Origin of the sequence: Streptomyces sp. NPDC047886 (assembly GCF_043204435.1) — a bacterium.
In the GTDB taxonomy this organism is placed as follows: Bacteria; Actinomycetota; Actinomycetes; order Streptomycetales; family Streptomycetaceae; genus Streptomyces.
On record NZ_JBIDCF010000003.1, the window covers coordinates 256,001 to 273,002 of the forward strand.

Consider the following 17,002-nt stretch of genomic DNA (forward strand, 5'->3'; position numbering starts at 1 on the left):
CCGGCCGGCCCAGCGCACCGTGCCGACCGCGAGGACCATGCCGGCCTCGGAGACCATGCCCGCCCCGGACACCGTGCGCCGCCCGGAGGCCGCGCCCGCGCCGGACACCGTGTCCCGGTCGGGCGTCGACGCCACCCGCTGGCCCGACGTCGCCCGGCTGCCGGCCGTCTCCCCGATACGCACCGCCGTCGCACGGCTCCTGCTGGAACGGGCCCTGCGGGCACTGCCGTTGCGCGTACGGCTGGGCGACGCCGCCACCGCGACGGGCGGCGGCCTCGGCGGTCCCACCGGGCCGCTGCTGGACGTCCACGACCCCGACGCCTTCTTCCGGCGGATCGGCGACAGCGGCCTGATCGGCTTCGGCGAGTCGTACATGGCGGGCGAGTGGGACAGCGACGACCTGGTCGGCGCCCTGACCGTCCTGGCCGTCCACGTCGACGAGCTGGTACCCGGCCCCCTGCGGCGGCTGCGCCGGGTCTGGGCGCGGCGCAGGCCGGACACCCAGCGGAACACCCCCGACGGCGCCCGGGAGAACATCCACCACCACTACGACCTGTCCAACGACCTGTTCGCCACCTTCCTCGACCCGACCATGTCGTACTCGTCGGCCGTGTTCGAGCGGCTGCCCGCCGACGCGGACGCCGGCGCGGACGCCGACGAGGACGCCTTCGCGGCCTCCTTCGCGGCACCCTTCGCGGGCACGTTCGCCGCGGCACAGCACCGGAAGATCGACCGGCTCCTCGACCTCGCCCGGGTCGGCTCCGGCACCCGCCTGCTGGAGATCGGCACGGGCTGGGGCGAACTGGCGCTGCGGGCCGCCGCGCGCGGAGCCCGTGTCGTCACCGTCACCCTCTCCGACGAGCAGCGGAAGCTGGCCGAGCGACGCGTCGCCGAAGCCGGGCTCGCCCACCGGGTGTCGGTGCGGCTGTGCGACTACCGGCAGGTCGAGGGCCGGTACGACGCCGTGGTCAGCGTCGAGATGATCGAGGCGGTCGGCGCCGAGTACTGGCCCGTCTACTTCGCCGCGCTGAACCGGCTGTGCGCCCCGGGCGGCCGGGTCGCCCTGCAGGCCATCACCATGCCCCACGACCGCATGCTGCACACCCGGCGCACGCATACGTGGATCAGCAAGTACGTCTTCCCCGGCGGCCTCATCCCGTCCCGCGAGGCCATCGGCGGCACGGCGGCCGGGGCGGGCCTGCGCGTCGTGTCCGACACCGGGTACGGCGACCACTACGCGGAGACGCTGCGCCTGTGGCGCGAGCGTTTCCTCGCGCGTGCGGACCGCGTGGCGGCGCTCGGCTTCGACCCGGTGTTCCGCCGCATGTGGGAGCTGTACCTCGCGTACTCCGAGGCCGGCTTCCGGGCCCGCTACCTCGACGTCAGGCAACTGCTCCTGACGGCACACGCCCCCCACGGCCCCGACAGCCCCGACAGCCCCGACAGCCCCGACAACTCGGACGGCCCGCACGGCCCCCACGTGCCCCACGGCCCCGACGGCTCGCACGCCCCCGAAGGCGGCCCGCACGGCCCCGACGGCCCGCACGCAGCCGAAGGCGGCCCGCACCGCCCCCGCGCCCCCCGTACGTCCCACGCGCCCGAGGAGCTCCGATGACCGGCGTCGCCGAACGGCTCGCCACGCTGCTCGCCCGTCACGTACCCGGCCCGCCGCCCCTGCGGCTGCGCGCCTGGGACGGCAGCGAGGCCGGACCGCCGGGGGCGCCGGCCGTGCTGGTGCGCTCGCCGCGCGCCCTGCGCCGACTGCTGTGGCAGCCCGGCGAACTGGGCCTCGCCGAGGCGTACATCGCCGGGGACCTCGACGTCGACGGCGACCTCGCGGACGGTCTGAGCCGCGTGTTCCGTGCGGTCCGCGCCGCCGGGCCCGCCACCCGCCCCAGCGCCGCCGGCATCGCGGGGACGGTGGCCGACGCCGTACGGCTGGGAGCCGTCGGACCGCGCCCGCCCGCGCCCGGGGCCGCCAGGGCACGGCTGTCGGGCCGTCTCCACAGCACCTCCCGGGACCGGGCCGCGATCAGTCACCACTACGACCTGTCCAACGACTTCTACTCCCTGCTCCTGGACCCGTCGATGGCCTACTCGTGCGCCTACTGGGCACGGCCGGACGACCCCGGGTACGGCCTCGCCGACGCCCAGCGGGACAAACTGGAGCTGATCTGCCGCAAGCTCGGTCTCACCGCCGACGCCCGCCTCCTCGACATCGGCTGCGGCTGGGGGTCGCTCACCCTGCACGCCGCCCGCGAGCACAAGGCCCGGGTGACCGCCGTGACGCTGTCCGAGCGGCAGCGGGACTTCGTCGCCGCACGGGTCGCGGAGGAGGGGCTGACCGGCCGGGTCGAGGTGCTGCCCCTGCACTACCGGGACATCGAGGGCGGCGGGTACGACGCGATCAGCGCCGTCGAGATGGGCGAGCACGTCGGCGACGCCGAGTACCCGGCGTTCGCCGGCCGGCTGTACGGGCTGCTGCGCCCGCGCGGCCGCCTGCTGATCCAGCAGATGTCGCGCGGGGACGTCGCGCCCGGCGGGGGCGCCTTCATCGAGACGTACATCGCCCCCGACATGCACATGCGGCCGGTCGGCGCGACGCTCGGCATCCTGGAGGCGGCGGGCCTGGAGGTGCGTTCGGTGGAGTCGCTGCGCGAGCACTACGCGTACACGATCGCCGCCTGGCGCGACACCCTGGAAGAGCGCTGGGACGCCTTCGTGGCGCTGGTCGGCGAGCCCACCGCCCGGGTCTGGCGCCTCTATCTGGCGGGCAGCGGGCTGGCGTTCACCGAACGCCGGATGGGCGTCGACCAGATCCTCGCGGTCCGGCCCACCGGGGACGGCTCGTCCGGCATGCCCGGCACACCGTACGGCTGGTACGAGGACCTGACGGCGGCTGCGCACCCGCCCGCCGACGGGTCTCGCGGCGGCGACCGTGGAACCCGGCCGCCCGGCATCCCCACGGCCAGGCCCGCCGACGGCCCCGGACGCGGCCCCGGCGACCACGGCCCGCGGGACGACGACCCGAGAGACGCCGACCCGGGGGACGACGACCCGAGTGACGCCGACCCGGGGGACGACGCCACGGACGACACCGCCACGGACCACACCGGCACGGACCACACCGGCACGGACGACATCGCCACGGACGACATCGCCACGGGGGCCGACACCACGGGAGACGACGACGCCACGGACGGCCACGACGAGGGCGGTCGGCCGTGACCGGGCTGCCCTGGGCCGAGTGGGGCGTCAACCTCGCGGCGGCGGCCGTGGCCGCACTCGCCGTCATGCTCGCCGCGTTCGCCGTCGGCACGGTGAAGGGCGTCCACCGGGTCGCCGACATCGCGTGGGGGTTCGCGTTCACGGCGGTGGCCCTGGTGACGTACGCCCTGTCGGCGGGCCACGGCGACGACGGACGGCGTCTGCTGGTGACCCTGGCCACGGCCCTGTGGGGCCTGCGGCTCGGCGTCCACATCGCCCTGCGCGGCCGGGGCCACGGCGAGGACCCCCGTTACGAGCGGATGCTGGACAGGGCACCGGGCAGCCGCACCCTGTACGCGCTGCGCACCGTGTACCTCGCCCAGGGGGCGCTGGTGTGGCTGATCTCCCTGCCCGTACAGGCCGCCCAGTACATCTCCGTGCCCGCCGGTCCACTGGTGTGGGCCGGGCTGGCGGTGTGGGCGGTGGGGCTCGCCTTCGAGGCCGTGGGCGACACCCAGCTCGCCCGCTTCAAGGCGGACCCCGCCAACAGGGGCCGGATCATGGACCGGGGCCTGTGGGGCTGGACCCGGCACCCGAACTACTTCGGCGACTTCCTCGTCTGGTGGGGGCTGTTCCTGCTCGCGTGCGGTACGTGGCAGAGCGCGGCCGTGTCGCTGGTGTCGCCCCTGCTGATGACGTTCCTGCTGACACGGGGCAGCGGAAAACGGCTCCTGGAACGCCACATGGCCGACCGGCCGGGGTATGCCGCGTACACGGCACGCACCAGTGGCTTCTTCCCGCGTCCGCCCCGAAAGGCCCCGGCGGGCGCCCGGCGGCGGTCGGGAGCGTCCCGGTGACCGCGCACGGGGACGCCCGCCGGGACGTCGACACAGGCGGTGGCGGGGGCCTCGGGGCGGCCCTCCCGGCGCTGCGCGTACACGGCGGCTCCGCCCAGGGCACGCCCCGGGCGGCGGTGCTGCTGCTGCACGGCGGGCGTGCCGACGCGCTGACGCCCCCTCCGTTCCCGAACCTCCCGGCGCTGCGGATGGTCCCGTTCGCCACGGCCATCGGCCGGGCCACCCGGGGCGACGGCGTCGTGGTCGGCACGGTGCGCTACCGCCACCGGGGCTGGAACGGCTCCCGGGACGACGCCGCCCGGGACGCCGAACGGGCACTCGTCGAACTGGCCCGCACGGCCGGGCCCGTGCCCGTCGTGCTCGTCGGCCACTCCATGGGCGCCCGAGCGGCCCTGCGCGTGGCCGGACACCCCCGGGTACGGGGCGTCGTGGCGCTCGCCCCGTGGTGCCCGCCCGGCGAACCCGTGGCCCATCTGTCGGGCAAGCGGCTGTACCTCCTGCACGACGAGGCCGACCGGATCACCGACGCCCGCGCCACCTGGGCCTTCGCGGACCGGGCCACAGCCGCCGGCGCGGAGGCGCGGCGGATCGTCATGCCCCGGGGCGGCCACGGCATGCTGCGCGGCGCGCGCCTCTGGCACCGGACGGTCACGGACCTGGCGGCGGGCCTGCTGGAGCGGTGAGACGGCGGGCGGCCGGAACGGCCGCCCGGCCCCGGCGGACAGGGCGACGTGACGCGACCGCCTGTCATCCGGCCGCGCGGAGCGCCTCCAGGTCGTCCGCGAACCGGCGTACCCGTTCCAGCTGCGCGGCGAGGGCGTCGGCGAGGCGGCGCAACTCCTCCGGGCCGTACCGCTCGGATGAGCCGCCCATCTCGACCGCCGCGTGCACGCCCCGGCCCGCGCCCGGATCCCGGAACGGCGCCTCGTCCACGCGCGCGTACAGCCACTCGACGGGCCCGCACCGCGACGGCACGGTGAGCGCGAGCGCCGGCCCGTGGTGCACCACATGGTCGCGGAACCCGACCGGCTCCCCGTCATGGCCCCGGCACCACGAGGGCTCGGGCAGGGTGACGGGCCCGTGGTCCAGCGTGGCCACGGTCACCGTCCGGTCCTCCCTCACCGCCCCTCCTCCACGGCCGGCGGCTCCGGGAAGCCCGGCGCGCACGCGACGCAGGCGTACACCGTGAAGCCGGGGCCCGAACCGACGTGCACCTGGGACACGACGACCGGCTTGGCGGTGACCCGACCGCACCGTACGCACATCCGCACCGGCGGCCGTCCGCCCACCGGCCGGGTCACCACGCCACCACGCGCTGCGCGGCACGCCACTGCCGCCGCTCGTCCGCCACGAGGTACGGCCGCACCAGGGCGCTGGCCGCGCCGTCCAGCGGCCCGTCAAGCCCGTACGGCGAACGCGGCCCCGGCAGCCCCGACGGGGGCGTGAAGCACACCGGCGAGGGCGCGCGGCCGACGGCACGATGCCGCCCGCCGGGACGCGGTACGAGCACCCGCCGTCCCCACCGCACGAGGGTCCCGATAAGGTCGTTCATGTCGACGCTCCTTGTGCGCGTTGGCCACGCCCCGGGAGGTCTCGCCACCTCGCCGGGGTCTTCACTTCTCAGCCAGAAGGTACCTGTCTATGCCTAGGCATGCATGCCAATGTCTATGCCTGGACGGTACTGGCTACATACAGTCCTCGACGTGATCGAATTCGACCCCACACGTCCCAAGTGGGCGCAGATCGCCGAAGTCATCCGCGAGCGGATCGCCACCGGCGAGTACCCGCCCCGGCACCTGATCTCAGAGGTGCGGCTCGAACAGGAGTACGGCGTCGCCCGCATGACCGTCCGCAAGGCCACGGCGGCCCTGCGCGAGGAGGGCCTGATCATCACCACCCCCGGCATGGGCTCGTTCGTCGCGGAGCAGGCACCCGCCCAGGCGGCCGAGGACCCGGCCGCCACCGACTGACCCTGGTCAATCGACTCGATCGCCGCCGCGCGAGGAGCCGAGAGCCTGCCGCACGACCTCCGCGCGGACCACCCCGACCTCCACGTACGGCGTGCCAGACGCCGTGACCAGCGGCCGCACCCGGACCGATCCCGGCAACCCGAGCCCGCGCAGCGCATCCGCGAGGGCGTCGGCCGCGTCATCGGCGAGCAGCCAACTCGTACGCCACGTCCGCATGTCCACTCGTGCTCACTCCTCGATCGTCCGGCAGGGGGCACCCGGAACGGCACGACGGAGACGGCTGGGGGCTCGTGACGGGCCGATGACTCCAGGTGGCTGGTACCCATTCAACGGGGGTACATCGACCACGAGAACGGTCCATGCTGGTATGTCCGTTGAACGCGTTGAACGCCAGGGAGCTGGAATGGGACGCACACCGAACGCCTCGCTCGCCGCGCTCATGGCCGAAGCGGGCTGGGGGAACGGGCAGTTCGCGCGGGCGGTGAACCGTACGGCGGCCGAGGCCGGTGCTTCCCTGCACTACGGCGCCAGCACCGTGACGTACTGGCTCAAGGGCGCGCTCCCGAAGGAGGCGGCCCGGCCGTTCATCGTCGAGGCCCTCGCGCGACGCATCGGCCGTCCGGTGACGCGGACGGAGGCCGGTTTCCCCGGCGACAGCGCGAGCGAGGCCGACGATCTCGCCGACATCGCCAGAGGCGACATGGACCCGTCCCGGCGCGGGGTGCTCTCGGCCGGACTGTACTCGGCGGCGCTCATGATCCCGCAGTACAGCGACCTCGGCGACCACGTGGAATCCGCCGGCAAGGAGGTGCGGGCGGGCCGGACGGTCCGCGTCGGCGCGGCCGAAGTGGCGACCGTCCGCACGATGACCGACCATGTGGCGCACATCCTGGACGATCTCGGCGGCGGCCACGCCCGCCCCATGGCGGCGGCATTCCTGGCGAACACCGTCCTGACATGGCTGGACGCGGACGCCACATCCAAGGTCCGCGACGACATGATGGCCGCCGCCGCCGACTTCGTGTACCTGACCGGCTGGATGGCCATGTACGAACGGGCCCACGGCCTCGGCCAGCGCTACTTCGTCCAGGCCCTCGGCCTCGCCAAGGACGCCCGGGACCACGTCACGTACTGCCGGACCCTGCGCGGCATGGCTCTCCAGGCGTCGAATCTCGGCTACGGGCCGAGGGCGCTCGAATTCGCCGACTCAGCGGCCGAGGCGGCCCCTGTGGCCGGTCCCCGGCTGACCGCCTTCCTCCGGGGCCAGCAGGCACACGGCGCGGCGATGGTGAAGGACCGGCGCCAAGCCTTCGCGCGTCTCCGCGAGACCGAGCAGGCTCTGGCGAAGGCGGACGGCCGTAACGACGCGGCCGGCGGCTACGACCAGGCCGCCTACCACTTCCACGTATCCCATGTCCTGTACGAACTGGGCGACCTCCCCGGCTCGGTCAAGGCCATGGAGCAGTCCAATCGGACCCGTCCGGGCAACGAGCGCCAGGGCCGCCTGCACGCCCACGGCGTCCTCGCCTCCCGGCAGTGGCGACTCGGCCACATCGAAGCGGCCTGCGCGACCTGGGACCGCTTCCTGGACGACTACACGGCCCTGTCCACCGCACGCGGCGACGAGCACTTCACCACACTGCGGAAGAACATCGCGACCCAGCCCTCGGCCCGGTCCGTTCGGGAGCTGGCCGCGCGGGCGGACGCGGTGGCCCGTCGGAAGGCGGCCTGACAGCACGACACTCCCGTCCCACCGGCCCCTGAGGCGGTCCGCCCGCCGCTCGCACCGGCCATCGCACCCGCCGGTGGCCACTCCGGTCGCGTGGCGACGCGGCGGGCAGCCCGAACGCCTTGGCGCACACCATGCGGTGGTCTAGCGTGCCGCGGGGGTGGGGCAAGGGGAACTCGTGAGCGGGGGCAGGGCGTTGGGACGTCGGTACGACTCGCCGAAGGGTCCGGGGGGCTGGGGATGCCTGGCCGCCGTGCTCTTCATGCTGTGGGGGATCGTCGGGTACCTCCTCGCGCTGCCCGCCACGTTCGCGGCGATGCTGGAGGAGCAGAACCCGCCGCAGCACGTGGAGGGCTTCGCCCAGCACGCGGTGCTCTACGGCGTGGTGCTGGGCACGTCCCTGCTCGTCGCGGCCGTGGCCGGCAAGGGCCGTGCCTTCGTGTGGTGGCTGGTGGGCGCGCGGGCCCTCGTACTCGCGGCGGCCGCCACGCTCGCCGTGCTGTGGGTCGAGCCCCGGGTGGCTTCGGCGCCCTGGAACGCGCGGTCGTTGAGCGCGGCGCTCACCGCAGGGGCGGTGGGGCTGGTGTTCTCGCTCGCCGTGCGGTGGTGGGACCGGAACCGCCGCCACCGCCCCGTCGCCGGACAGATATGGCTGGCGCTGGTGCCGTTCCGCGAGTCCGGCGGCGCACTCCCGCACTACTGCGTGGTCATGCGGACGCGCCGGGGCCATGCCGAGGTGCTGCAGATCACCACGAAGAACAAGGACGGCCGGGACGATCACATACGGACGCGCTCTGACAGGCCACCGCACGCGGCGCGGTCCCGGGCTCCTCACCGAAAGGCGCCCGGGACCGCGCGTCACTCCGCCGGGCTCACCCAGCCCGACCCACCCTCCGACCGGCACACAGCCCGACTCACTCCGGCCGACCCGCCCTCGGCCGACTCACTCCTGTCGGCTCGCACCTGTCGGCTCACTCGGGCTGGGTCACCGTGAGCGCCCACCGGGTGGACTCCGTAGAGGTGTCGACGGCCACCGAGAAGGATCCCCGGACCGCACCGGCGTCCATGGTCATGGCGCCGACCCCGGCCGTACCGACCGGGCAGTCCACCGTGAACGCGGCCACCTCCACGCCCTGCGACTCCATCGTCACCCGCGCGCTGCCGCCGCCTTCGCACGCCACCGTGAGCACGGTCGGCAGCCTGTCCCAGGCACCGCCCGACACGACGCCGCCGTCCCCCGTACGCTCCGGGACCCACACCAGCCCGTCGGGGCCGGGATGCGGCAGCAGCACATCCGTGGCCGCCGCGGGTGCCGCCCCGGCACCGGCCACCGCAAGGGCGGTCAGCGCCGCCACAGCCAGAGCCTTGCTCGCACGCTTCACGTCTGCTCCTCCAGTTCCGTCGTGGACACCTCACACTCCCCCGACGGCACGGCCCGGTGCATGAGTACGCGTACTCATGGGGCGACCCGGCGCGGCCATAGGGTGGGCCCATGGGCGACCTCTACATAGTCGACCTGTCCCTCGACCTGCCGGCCTCCACACCGGCCTGGCTACTCGCCGACCTGCGAAGGCACTTGGGCGAACCGGCGACCGACGACACGACCGCCGACGAGTCCCCCGTCTGGGCACAGCGCGGCCCCGCCGTCCGTGTCGGCGGCGTGCTGACGGGACACCTGGCCGAGGGGCCGCGCGGCTGGTCCCTCACCGTGCGCCAAGAGGTGCACGGCGAACTGCTGCCCGACGCCGAAGCCCTCATCGAGCGCCTGGCCGACCACACGACCACCGAGGGCCTGATCGGTCAGATCCGCTTCTTCGAAGACGACGTCCCGGAGCTGTTCATCAACAGCTCGGGAACGTTGACGAGGATGTCACCGCGCGCCTAAGGCACTTCCTTCGGATTATTACTAGTCGGCGTCCTCGGACGTGAGCAGTCGACGTGCCGCCGTCACCAGCTCGCCAAGAGCGACATTGAGAGTCTCCGCCTGGTCCCGCCGCCGCTCGCGGAGGTGAAACCGATACGTGTCGTCGAGCAGGAGGAGCCGCTCTTCGTCACTGATGGGAGGCAACTCCTCCAGCGCCGTATGTGCCGCCGATCTGAATGCGGCGAACTCGCTCTGCCGGTGCACGGTCGTCTGCGAGTTCCACGCACCTCTCCGCCACCACGACGACGCGGCGAGCAAGCGCCACCAGACCCGCTGGAGCGATCAATTCAAGCTCTGCTTGTTCTGCGACAGCTCCAGGTACACGGTCCGGATGGCCGCCTGGTGATTTCCCTCGTGGTCCCGTTGGTACAGCGTCTCCGCACAGGACACCGTCTCTCGCGCCTTCTGTACGAATTGGGCTATCTCCCGCCTGCGGTCGTCACGCAGGGCTGCGAGCCGCTGTGCCTCTGCCGTGAGGCGAGCGGCGTCCCGAGCAGCGTCCGCTTGAGCACGGCCACCGCACAGCTGGATGCGCGCACCGATGAAGTTGCCGCGAATGCCCCCACCGACGATCCCGATGAACGCCACCACTGAAACGAAGACTTCGGGATTGCGTCACCGGGTTGCCGTCGGGGTCCTGGATGTGGGCGACGATCCACCGAACCCTCACGTACGCACCCTTCACCGGGGGCACCGCCGCTGCCCCGGTGCGGGAGGGGTTCACGCTCATGTCGGGACCTCGCCGCACCAGTTGCCGCTCAGCAAGGTGGCGGGCAGGTAGTCGGACTCGACCTCGATCGGGATGCCCGCGTCCTGGGCGAAGCAGGCCATGGCGAGTGGCGCGAGGGCGACGAGGCCCGAGATCCGGCCGCCCCGGTCCTCCTCGGTCCAGTACTCCCCGTGCCACTGCAGGGCGGCGGCGAGCGCGCGGTTGAAGCCCGCGTGGTCGCCGCGGACGACTGTCGAACTGCCAGTCGTTCTCACGGAGCAAGGACAGCGGCACCCGGCACAGGGCCGTGATCCGGTCCCGCTCCCGGCACACCACGGCCAGGTAGAAGGCGGTGAGCCAGGCGCCCGGGGTCACGTACTGCTGCGGACCGGTGGCTTCGAGCGTACGGACCTTGTGCGCGATCCGGCACTGGACGTGGCCTTCGGTCGTCGTCGCTGCGGTGAACAGGGCGGAGCCCACCTGCATCGCGGTCACCCAGGCACCCCAGGCCGGGAAGATCGATCCCCTCGGATTCGTCAGGCAGTGCACCTTGGCCACCATGAGCGTGGTGGCCAGGGCTTCACCCAGACCGGTGGAGTCCTCTTCCAGGCCTTCGATCCACCCCTCCGCACTCTCCTGGAGAGCTGCGAGGGCCGCTTCCGCGTTCTCCGTGGGAAACGGATGGCGGGGAATCGTCGCGACCAACGTATCCCTCCTAAAAGTGTGAGGTGGTTGAGCACTGCACCGGCATTCTGACCGGCATACTCTGTTGCTTGCCACGTGTGGCAGCGCAAAGTCCTGGCCTTGGTGTCTTGCCACCGGGGTGTCCATTGTTTCGGTGCCCCTCTGGAACCCCCAGGGGTGACCTGGACGTCTCCACGGCACGGGGAGGGCCCGCGTCCTCGGCGAACAGGCCGTGACGGATGACCGGCGAGAACCGAGATCCTAGGCACCTCAGCGGCTCAGGCGTCCACCTCGCCGGCCCAGCCGAACTCCAGCAGTTCCTTCGGAAGGTACTCGGAATCGACCTCGATCGGCATACCAGAGTCCCGAGCCATGCAGGCGATCGCGAGCGGCCCGAGGGCGACCAGCCCCTCCCCACTCAACGCCCGCGCCTCGTTCGCGGTCCAGTACTCCTTGTGCCAGGTGAGCGCCTCGATCAACGCCTGGTTGAACTGTTCGCTGTCGCGACTCACACAGCGGTAGAAGAGATTGAGCGGCGGATAAAGAATCTTGAGCATGAGCTCGCTGTCCGCGATCCGCACCCGCGCGGGATCGGTACCGTCGACAGCGCTGGTCAGCGTGTCCCAGGTCTCCTGCCGACCGAACCAGTGGTTCTGCAGCGTCTCCACCCACAGGTAGAGGTAAGCGTCGAACTCCGCACCGGACGCTCGAAGGAAAGAGAGCGGAACCTGTGCCAGTCGGTTCACCCGGTCGTTCTCACGGCAGATCACAGCGAGGTAGAAGGCAGTGAGCCAGTTGCCCGCGTGCAGGTACTCCCGTGGTCCGATCACGGGCAGGTGGCTGACCTCACTGTTGACACCTATGCGACACACCACCGGCCCCCGGTCCGCCGTGCCCGCGTCGAACAGGGCGGAACCGACCTGCATGGCTTTGACCCATGCCTCCCAGGTCGTGAACCTGTCCGCCGTAGAGTCCTCCGCACAATGCCACTTGGCCGCCGCCAGCAGGAGCTTCAACGCGTCGTAACGGTCATCGTCGGACGTCTCCAACCCCGCAAGCGCCTCCTCAGCCCCCTGGACGATCGGCGCCATGGCCTCGACCACGTTGTCCGTACGAAACGCGTGGCGTGCTATGCGCAAGACCGCACGCCCCCTCTCACTAGGTCACCGCAGGTCGCTCAGATCGGGACCGCATCCGTCGATGATGTCGGACACCTTGATCCCAGAGCCTTCGGCGACACCGAAGTAGAAGCCGAGCAGGAAGTCCTGCTCGGCAGTCACGGTGACCGGCTGGATGGTGGACATGGCACTCCTGTCGAGAACGGTCGCGTCGATGGGTGGACCGTCCGAGGATGGCGAACCCATCGGCACTCTCACCGACCAGCGCCAAGGGCTCGGTGGCCTGGGACGGCGATGGTGTGCTCAACGGAGTGGGCGCGGAGGAAGAGCCTCGTGGTGCTACGCGTCGAACTCGCCCCGCCAGCCGAAGTCGAGCAGTGCCTGAGGCAGGTAACCGGACTGGACATCGACCTGGAGGCCGTTGGCCTTCGCCAGACAGGCGATCGCCAGCGGAGCGAGGGCCACGATGCCCAGGATGTTCTCGGCACGGTCCTCGTCGGCGGTCCAGTACTCCTTGTGCCAGCGTACGGCGTCGGCCAGGGCGTCGTTGAAGCCGGCGACGTCGTTGCGCAGGTACCGGTAGAGCATCATGATCGGCGGATAACGGAGCTTGGTCATCTCCTCCGCGTCGATGACACGCGCGTGCTCGGCGGCGCTCAGGTCCACGGCCCGCACCAGATGCGTCCGCAGGTCGTCACGGCGGAGCCAGAAGCTCTGCAGCGTCTCCACCCAGGCGTAGGTGTACTCGTCCAGCACCCCGCCGAAATCACGCAGCAAAGACACCGGGATCTGAGCCAGCATGTCGAGGCGGGCCGCTTCACGGCAGATGATCGCCAGATAGAAGGCGTCGAGCCAGGCGTTCGCGTGGAGATAGGTCTGCGGCCCGGTGGTGGCGAGGTGACGTTCCTCCTGGCGGACCTTGCACGTGACCGTCGGCTGGTCGGGAGCAGCAGTGGCCGCGAACACGGCCGAGTGCACCTGCATGGCCAGCAGCCAGGACTCCCAGGTCTCCAGCATGACGGCATCAGGATCCCCGACACAGCGGACGAGGGCGACGTTCAGTGACCTCGTGACCGCGCCCGACCTGGCGTTGTGCGAGGTCTCGATCTCCTCCAGCGAATAGGACAGTGACTCCTCCATGACGGGAACCACCGCCGCCATCTCGTCCTTCGGATAGTCCTGGCGCGGCACGATCACGGGCACTGTCTCCTTGTCAGATCTTGAAGAATTCGATAACGGCCCCAGCGTACTTACCGCCGCCGTCCTTGGCCTTCACCATGGCGTACTCCACGTTCTTGCTGTCCAGAGCCTTCGTGAGCTCATCGGCGAGTTCCGCGTTCGTCCAGACCTTGCCCGAGGCGTCGGTCACCTTCAGCCTCGGTCGGAGTTCCATCTCGGCGATGATGGTCCGCAGGTACGGCTCGGTGCCCTGCTTCACCATGAAGCCTGCGGCCGGACCGACGCCCTTGCGCCAGATGAGGCTGGACGAGGGCGCCTTCGCCTCGATGATCATCAGCTTGCCGTCCGGGCGGCGGTACAGCTGGTCGAACATGTTGGCGCCGTTGGGCGTCTTCGGCAGCGGCTGCTCCACCGAGCCGGGGAACTTCTCCGGGATCACGTGCAGCCGCGCCGTGTCCTCGCCCAGGCGTTCCGAGAACGAGGTGTTGTTGGAGGTGTTCTCGCCCCACCGCGGGGTCATGCGCGTGTCGAAACGCTCCTGGGCCTTCGCAAGCTCGTCCAGCGTATCGGCCGAAGGAGACGTCTTGTGCGCACGCTCGGCGTTGGCGAGTTCCACTGAGACCTTGCGGTCCCTGGCGACGTCGTCGAGGTGGTCGATCTCGGGAAGGGTGTTCTTGCGGCCCAGTTCCTCGCGGCCGAACCTCGTCTCGGATCCGGCGGACGGAAGGCTGTTCTTGGAGATCCAGGCCCCGTCGCTGTCCTTCGCGAGAATCGGCAGCTCGACGCCGTCGATCTTTGTCTGGATGCTGTGACGGTGCCCGTCCGACCGGTAGTACTGGTTGAACCAGGTCTTGTCGGGATCGTTCGCCTTCGCCACGAACTCGTCTTGCTTGGCCTTGACCTGCTCGGGCGTCAGCTGCTGTCCGGCAGCCGGTTGCGTCGTCTGGCCGTCGTGTCCGCCCCCCGGAGTCGCCTCGTCGCCCGCGCGGGCGACGTCGTCACCGATGCCCGGGATGGCGTCGAAGCCACCGGGTCCGTGCCCGCCCAGCGGGGGGTGGGCGCCGCCGGTGCCTGGGGTGTCCCCGTGCGTGGTGGCTGCGCCGCGTGAGGACGGGGTGTCGGTGTGGCCCGCCGCGCCGGGCGGCGGCGGGGTGGTGTCGCCGCCGCGGGGCGTGCCGCCCGTGGCGTTGTCCAGGCTGTTCGTCGGGAGGTGGGTGCCCGCCGTGCCGCCGGGGGCGGTGCCGCCCGTTCGGGACGTCGGCGTGTTGTCGGCCAGGCCGCCCGGGGCGCCCGGGGTGGTGTCCGGGCGGGTGAGGCCCGAGAGGTCGTCCGGGACGCGGCCGACGTCGGCCAGGCTGTCGCCCAGGCGGATCGTTCCCGCCGCGTCGTCCGCCGCGTTCGCCGCGTTGTCCGCCACGTTCGCGCCCGCCATGGCCGGGACCTTCGTCGGGGCCTTCGCCGGGTCCGGGGCGTGCGTGGGCCCGTCCGCGTGCGCGTTCGCGTCGGGGTTCGGGTTCTCCTTGCGGGCTTCGTCGCCGCGCTGGAAGAGGCTGCCGTCCTCCTTGTAGAGGTTGCCCGCCTCGTCGATGTAGCGCGCCGGGGAGTCGCCGACGTCCGGGAGGGCGCTTGTGCCGGGCGGGAGCGCCGCGACGCCCTCCGGGGCCTTGACCGTGCCCTCGGGGACCGCCGTGGAGCCGGCCGGTGCCGGGGTGCCCTCGGGGAGCTTGACCATGCCGTCGCCCAGGTCCACCGCGCCCGCCGGGACCGGGGTGCCCTCAGGGAGCCGTACCGTGCCCTGCGGGACCTCGATCGCGCCCGCCGGGACCGGGGCCCCGTCGGGGAGGTGCAGCGTCCCGTCGGGGAGTTTGAGCGCGCCCTGCGGGAGTTCGATCGTGCCCACCGGGATGTCGGGCAGCTTGATGTCGCCCATGCCCTTCAGGCCCGCCATGACGTCGCCGATCTTCGACACGCTCGCGCCGGCGCCCTGGAAGAGGTACGTCGCGGGGTCGATCGCCCGGCCCGTCTTGCCCGCGAAGGACAGCGCCTTCGCGACGGCGCCCGCCTTCCCCGCGCCCGCCGCCGCGCCGCCCGCGCCGCCGGTGAAGACGGTCGTCAGCACGTTGAAGGTGACCGCGCCGGCCGCGCGGGCCGGGTTCTCGCCCCACTGGTCCCAGGCCAGCAGCGCCTTCCCGGTCTCCTTCACCGCCGTACGGGAGTCCCGCAGCCAGGACGGCAGCTTGTCCTCCGGCATCATCCAGTACGCCGCGCCCACACCGGGGATGGCGGTGATCGCCAGTCCGGTGGCGAGCTTGGCGAGACCGGTCCACGCCTGCTTCATGGCGTCCCAGCCCTCGAAGCCGACGAGGGTGCCCAGGCCCTTGATGGTGCCCCAGACACCGTCGACGATGACGCCCTTGCCGAAGTCCCAGGCGTGCTCCCACACCTGCCACCAGGGCGTGGACTCCTGGACGGCTTCGCCCCACGGAAGGCTCTTGGACTGCTTGAGGGCCTCGGCGTCGTAGCCGTACATGCCCTCTTGGTTGGAGCCGTCGTTGACCTTGAGGGGATCGCCGCCGACCAGGGCGACGATCTTGGCGTGCGCGGCGCGCTCGGCCTCCTGGAACGCGGACCACACCTCGGCGATCTTGTTCCGGCGTTCGAGGTTCTCGTCGATCAGATCGCCGTCCTCGCGCCACTTGTCATCGTCGGCGACCTTGGTGCGGAACGCCTCGGCCTCCCGCTTGAGCTCCTTCAGCCTCTCCACGAGCGGGCGGACGTCGTTCGCGTACGTGCCGAGCGCCCCCGCGATCACGCACATGTCCGAGCTGACGACCAGCGCCTTGTCCTTGACCGGCTGGGTCGTGGCGAAGAGCTGCTCCGCCTCGGGCGCCTGGTAGAACGCCCGGAGGCCGCCGAACGTGGTGTGGACGTCACCGGCCGCGGTGACGATCTTGGCGCCTTGGCCCGACAGGGCCTTCACCTTGGTGTCCAGGGTCTCCAGGTCACCCGTGAAGACCGGTATCTCCGCCGGATCGACCGGTGCGCCGCCGCTCACTTCTTACCCCCGAGGTTCTTCAGCACGTCCAGGTTCACCGCGCGCGCCGCGTCCTGCGCCTCCTTGGCCTGGTCCAGGTCGCCCTCGACGTACTCGGTGGTCGCCTTGGCCGCGCCCAGGACGGCCGCCTCGATGCGCTCGGCCATGGACATCCAGTCCTTCTGGCGCCCCTTGGCGTACTCCGCCAGCGCCGCCGCGACCGGTCCGGTCGCCTTCTGCGACAACGGCGCCTGGCCCACCGGGACCGGGCCCTGGAGCCGGGTCTCCGCCTGCGAGCCGGGCACCGCCGTGCCCGCCGCCTGGCCCGCCTCCGACAAGGTGGTCACCAGCGTCTGCAGAGCCGTGTGCAGCTCGCCCGCGCGCTTGCCGGTCAGCTGCAGCTGGCCCTGGACACGCTGCGGTTGGATGTCCCACGTCGACATGAACGCCCCCCGTGCGTACTGAAACCGTTGTCACACCGGCCCGTACCGACACCTGGAGGATCGTTTCTCCACCGGGTGTTCGGTACGCGGCCGGTCAGCCGACGCCGTCGGCCAGCGATCGCCGATGCCGTCGACCTTCGCTCAGCCG

The 17,002-nt window shown here is 71.9% G+C and carries 20 protein-coding genes and 2 pseudogenes; 8 read left to right on the forward strand and 14 right to left on the reverse strand.

From position 1 onward, the window contains the following. The first annotated feature begins 55 nt into the window (after nt 1-55). From ACGF5U_RS12695 to ACGF5U_RS12710, 4 genes and pseudogenes are all read left to right on the forward strand, one after another. On the forward strand, nt 56-1,615 hold the full coding sequence (locus ACGF5U_RS12695) for a class I SAM-dependent methyltransferase (protein ID WP_392710643.1): 1,560 nt from the start codon (nt 56-58) through the stop codon (nt 1,613-1,615). Next, nucleotides 1,612-2,889: pseudogene (locus ACGF5U_RS12700) on the forward strand (class I SAM-dependent methyltransferase); the annotation flags it as partial. The gene ACGF5U_RS12695 and the pseudogene ACGF5U_RS12700, both read left to right, overlap by 4 nt. A 335-nt stretch (nt 2,890-3,224) precedes the next feature. After that, nucleotides 3,225-4,064 (forward strand): DUF1295 domain-containing protein, encoded by an 840-nt coding sequence (locus tag ACGF5U_RS12705; RefSeq protein ID WP_392710067.1) that lies wholly within the window; start codon nt 3,225-3,227, stop codon nt 4,062-4,064. Between the two features lie 71 nt (nt 4,065-4,135). Further along, on the forward strand, nt 4,136-4,747 hold the full coding sequence (locus tag ACGF5U_RS12710; protein WP_392710645.1) for an alpha/beta hydrolase: 612 nt from the start codon (nt 4,136-4,138) through the stop codon (nt 4,745-4,747). A 64-nt stretch (nt 4,748-4,811) separates the two neighbouring features. Here the strand turns inward: ACGF5U_RS12710 and ACGF5U_RS12715 are convergent, their stop codons facing one another. Genes ACGF5U_RS12715 through ACGF5U_RS12725 form a run of 3 tightly spaced genes read right to left on the reverse strand, consistent with a single transcriptional unit; the run spans nt 4,812 to nt 5,616 of the window. Beyond that, the gene (locus tag ACGF5U_RS12715) at nt 4,812-5,186 is read right to left on the reverse strand and encodes a DUF6907 domain-containing protein (RefSeq protein ID WP_392710069.1); all 375 of its coding nucleotides are present in this window, start codon (nt 5,184-5,186) and stop codon (nt 4,812-4,814) included. Beyond that, nucleotides 5,183-5,365 carry a hypothetical protein gene (locus ACGF5U_RS12720; protein WP_392710071.1) on the reverse strand — a complete coding sequence of 61 codons (183 nt, stop codon included), beginning with the start codon at nt 5,363-5,365 and terminating at the stop codon, nt 5,183-5,185. The genes ACGF5U_RS12715 and ACGF5U_RS12720 overlap by 4 nt, the downstream gene beginning before the upstream one ends. Continuing rightward, a complete protein-coding gene (locus ACGF5U_RS12725; RefSeq protein ID WP_392710072.1) occupies nt 5,362-5,616 on the reverse strand; it encodes a hypothetical protein in 255 nt (84 codons plus the stop codon). The genes ACGF5U_RS12720 and ACGF5U_RS12725 overlap by 4 nt, the downstream gene beginning before the upstream one ends. Before the next feature lie 151 nt (nt 5,617-5,767). Here ACGF5U_RS12725 and ACGF5U_RS12730 point away from each other — a divergent pair, with 151 nt between their 5' ends. Then, nucleotides 5,768-6,034 (forward strand): GntR family transcriptional regulator, encoded by a 267-nt coding sequence (locus ACGF5U_RS12730; protein WP_392710074.1) that lies wholly within the window; start codon nt 5,768-5,770, stop codon nt 6,032-6,034. 6 nt (nt 6,035-6,040) lie between these two features. Here ACGF5U_RS12730 and ACGF5U_RS12735 read toward each other — a convergent pair whose 3' ends face one another. Then, a complete protein-coding gene (locus ACGF5U_RS12735) occupies nt 6,041-6,256 on the reverse strand; it encodes a hypothetical protein (RefSeq protein WP_392710076.1) in 216 nt (71 codons plus the stop codon). A gap of 181 nt (nt 6,257-6,437) precedes the next feature. On the opposite strand from ACGF5U_RS12735, the gene ACGF5U_RS12740 reads away from it, so the two are divergent. Together ACGF5U_RS12740 and ACGF5U_RS12745 are read left to right on the forward strand one after the other, a co-directional pair. After that, nucleotides 6,438-7,766 (forward strand): hypothetical protein, encoded by a 1,329-nt coding sequence (locus tag ACGF5U_RS12740; protein ID WP_392710078.1) that lies wholly within the window; start codon nt 6,438-6,440, stop codon nt 7,764-7,766. Nucleotides 7,767-8,016: 250 nt separating this feature from the next. Next, the gene (locus ACGF5U_RS12745) at nt 8,017-8,757 is read left to right on the forward strand and encodes a hypothetical protein (RefSeq protein WP_392710079.1); all 741 of its coding nucleotides are present in this window, start codon (nt 8,017-8,019) and stop codon (nt 8,755-8,757) included. On the opposite strand, the gene ACGF5U_RS12750 is transcribed toward ACGF5U_RS12745, so the two are convergent. Then, entirely contained in the window at nt 8,735-9,145 is a 411-nt protein-coding gene (locus ACGF5U_RS12750; RefSeq protein ID WP_392710080.1) for a hypothetical protein, read from the reverse strand. The two genes, ACGF5U_RS12745 and ACGF5U_RS12750, sit on opposite strands and share 23 nt — an antisense overlap. Nucleotides 9,146-9,255: 110 nt before the next feature. Here ACGF5U_RS12750 and ACGF5U_RS12755 point away from each other — a divergent pair, with 110 nt between their 5' ends. After that, nucleotides 9,256-9,648, forward strand: a complete 393-nt coding sequence (locus ACGF5U_RS12755) for a hypothetical protein (protein ID WP_392710081.1) — start codon at nt 9,256-9,258, stop codon at nt 9,646-9,648. A gap of 21 nt (nt 9,649-9,669) precedes the next feature. Here the strand turns inward: ACGF5U_RS12755 and ACGF5U_RS12760 are convergent, their stop codons facing one another. The 9 genes and pseudogenes from ACGF5U_RS12760 to ACGF5U_RS12800 all read right to left on the reverse strand — a co-directional run bounded on the left by ACGF5U_RS12760 (nt 9,670) and on the right by ACGF5U_RS12800 (nt 16,854). Then, nucleotides 9,670-9,891 (reverse strand): hypothetical protein, encoded by a 222-nt coding sequence (locus tag ACGF5U_RS12760; protein ID WP_392710083.1) that lies wholly within the window; start codon nt 9,889-9,891, stop codon nt 9,670-9,672. 78 nt (nt 9,892-9,969) lie between these two features. Continuing rightward, nucleotides 9,970-10,275, reverse strand: a complete 306-nt coding sequence (locus tag ACGF5U_RS12765) for a hypothetical protein (RefSeq protein ID WP_392710085.1) — start codon at nt 10,273-10,275, stop codon at nt 9,970-9,972. A gap of 138 nt (nt 10,276-10,413) precedes the next feature. Continuing rightward, nucleotides 10,414-10,671 (reverse strand): immunity 49 family protein, encoded by a 258-nt coding sequence (locus tag ACGF5U_RS12770; RefSeq protein WP_392710087.1) that lies wholly within the window; start codon nt 10,669-10,671, stop codon nt 10,414-10,416. Nucleotides 10,672-10,708: 37 nt separating this feature from the next. Further along, nucleotides 10,709-11,227: pseudogene (locus ACGF5U_RS12775) on the reverse strand (Imm49 family immunity protein); the annotation flags it as partial. 131 nt (nt 11,228-11,358) lie between these two features. Next, nucleotides 11,359-12,171, reverse strand: coding sequence for an immunity 49 family protein (locus ACGF5U_RS12780; protein ID WP_392710089.1), 813 nt, complete (start codon nt 12,169-12,171; stop codon nt 11,359-11,361). Between the two features lie 72 nt (nt 12,172-12,243). Beyond that, nucleotides 12,244-12,384, reverse strand: coding sequence for a hypothetical protein (locus ACGF5U_RS12785; RefSeq protein WP_392710090.1), 141 nt, complete (start codon nt 12,382-12,384; stop codon nt 12,244-12,246). 153 nt (nt 12,385-12,537) lie between these two features. Further along, on the reverse strand, nt 12,538-13,395 hold the full coding sequence (locus ACGF5U_RS12790; protein ID WP_392710092.1) for an immunity 49 family protein: 858 nt from the start codon (nt 13,393-13,395) through the stop codon (nt 12,538-12,540). A gap of 16 nt (nt 13,396-13,411) precedes the next feature. Next, nucleotides 13,412-16,432 (reverse strand): hypothetical protein, encoded by a 3,021-nt coding sequence (locus ACGF5U_RS12795; RefSeq protein WP_392710094.1) that lies wholly within the window; start codon nt 16,430-16,432, stop codon nt 13,412-13,414. Then, nucleotides 16,429-16,854 (reverse strand): DUF6507 family protein, encoded by a 426-nt coding sequence (locus ACGF5U_RS12800; RefSeq protein ID WP_392710096.1) that lies wholly within the window; start codon nt 16,852-16,854, stop codon nt 16,429-16,431. Before ACGF5U_RS12800 ends, ACGF5U_RS12795 begins: the two co-directional genes overlap by 4 nt. Between the last annotated feature and the right edge of the window lie 148 nt (nt 16,855-17,002).

Bases quoted from the DNA above. Each gene is read 5' to 3' on its own strand.
- ACGF5U_RS12780 (WP_392710089.1), bottom strand. From the start codon at position 12,171: ATGGCGCCGATCGTCCAGGGGGCTGAGGAGGCGCTTGCGGGGTTGGAG.
- ACGF5U_RS12725 (WP_392710072.1), bottom strand. From the start codon at position 5,616: ATGAACGACCTTATCGGGACCCTCGTGCGGTGGGGACGGCGGGTGCTC.
- ACGF5U_RS12740 (WP_392710078.1), top strand. From the start codon at position 6,438: ATGGGACGCACACCGAACGCCTCGCTCGCCGCGCTCATGGCCGAAGCG.
- ACGF5U_RS12800 (WP_392710096.1), bottom strand. From the start codon at position 16,854: ATGTCGACGTGGGACATCCAACCGCAGCGTGTCCAGGGCCAGCTGCAG.
- ACGF5U_RS12755 (WP_392710081.1), top strand. From the start codon at position 9,256: ATGGGCGACCTCTACATAGTCGACCTGTCCCTCGACCTGCCGGCCTCC.
- ACGF5U_RS12695 (WP_392710643.1), top strand. From the start codon at position 56: ATGCCCGCCCCGGACACCGTGCGCCGCCCGGAGGCCGCGCCCGCGCCG.
- ACGF5U_RS12785 (WP_392710090.1), bottom strand. From the start codon at position 12,384: ATGTCCACCATCCAGCCGGTCACCGTGACTGCCGAGCAGGACTTCCTG.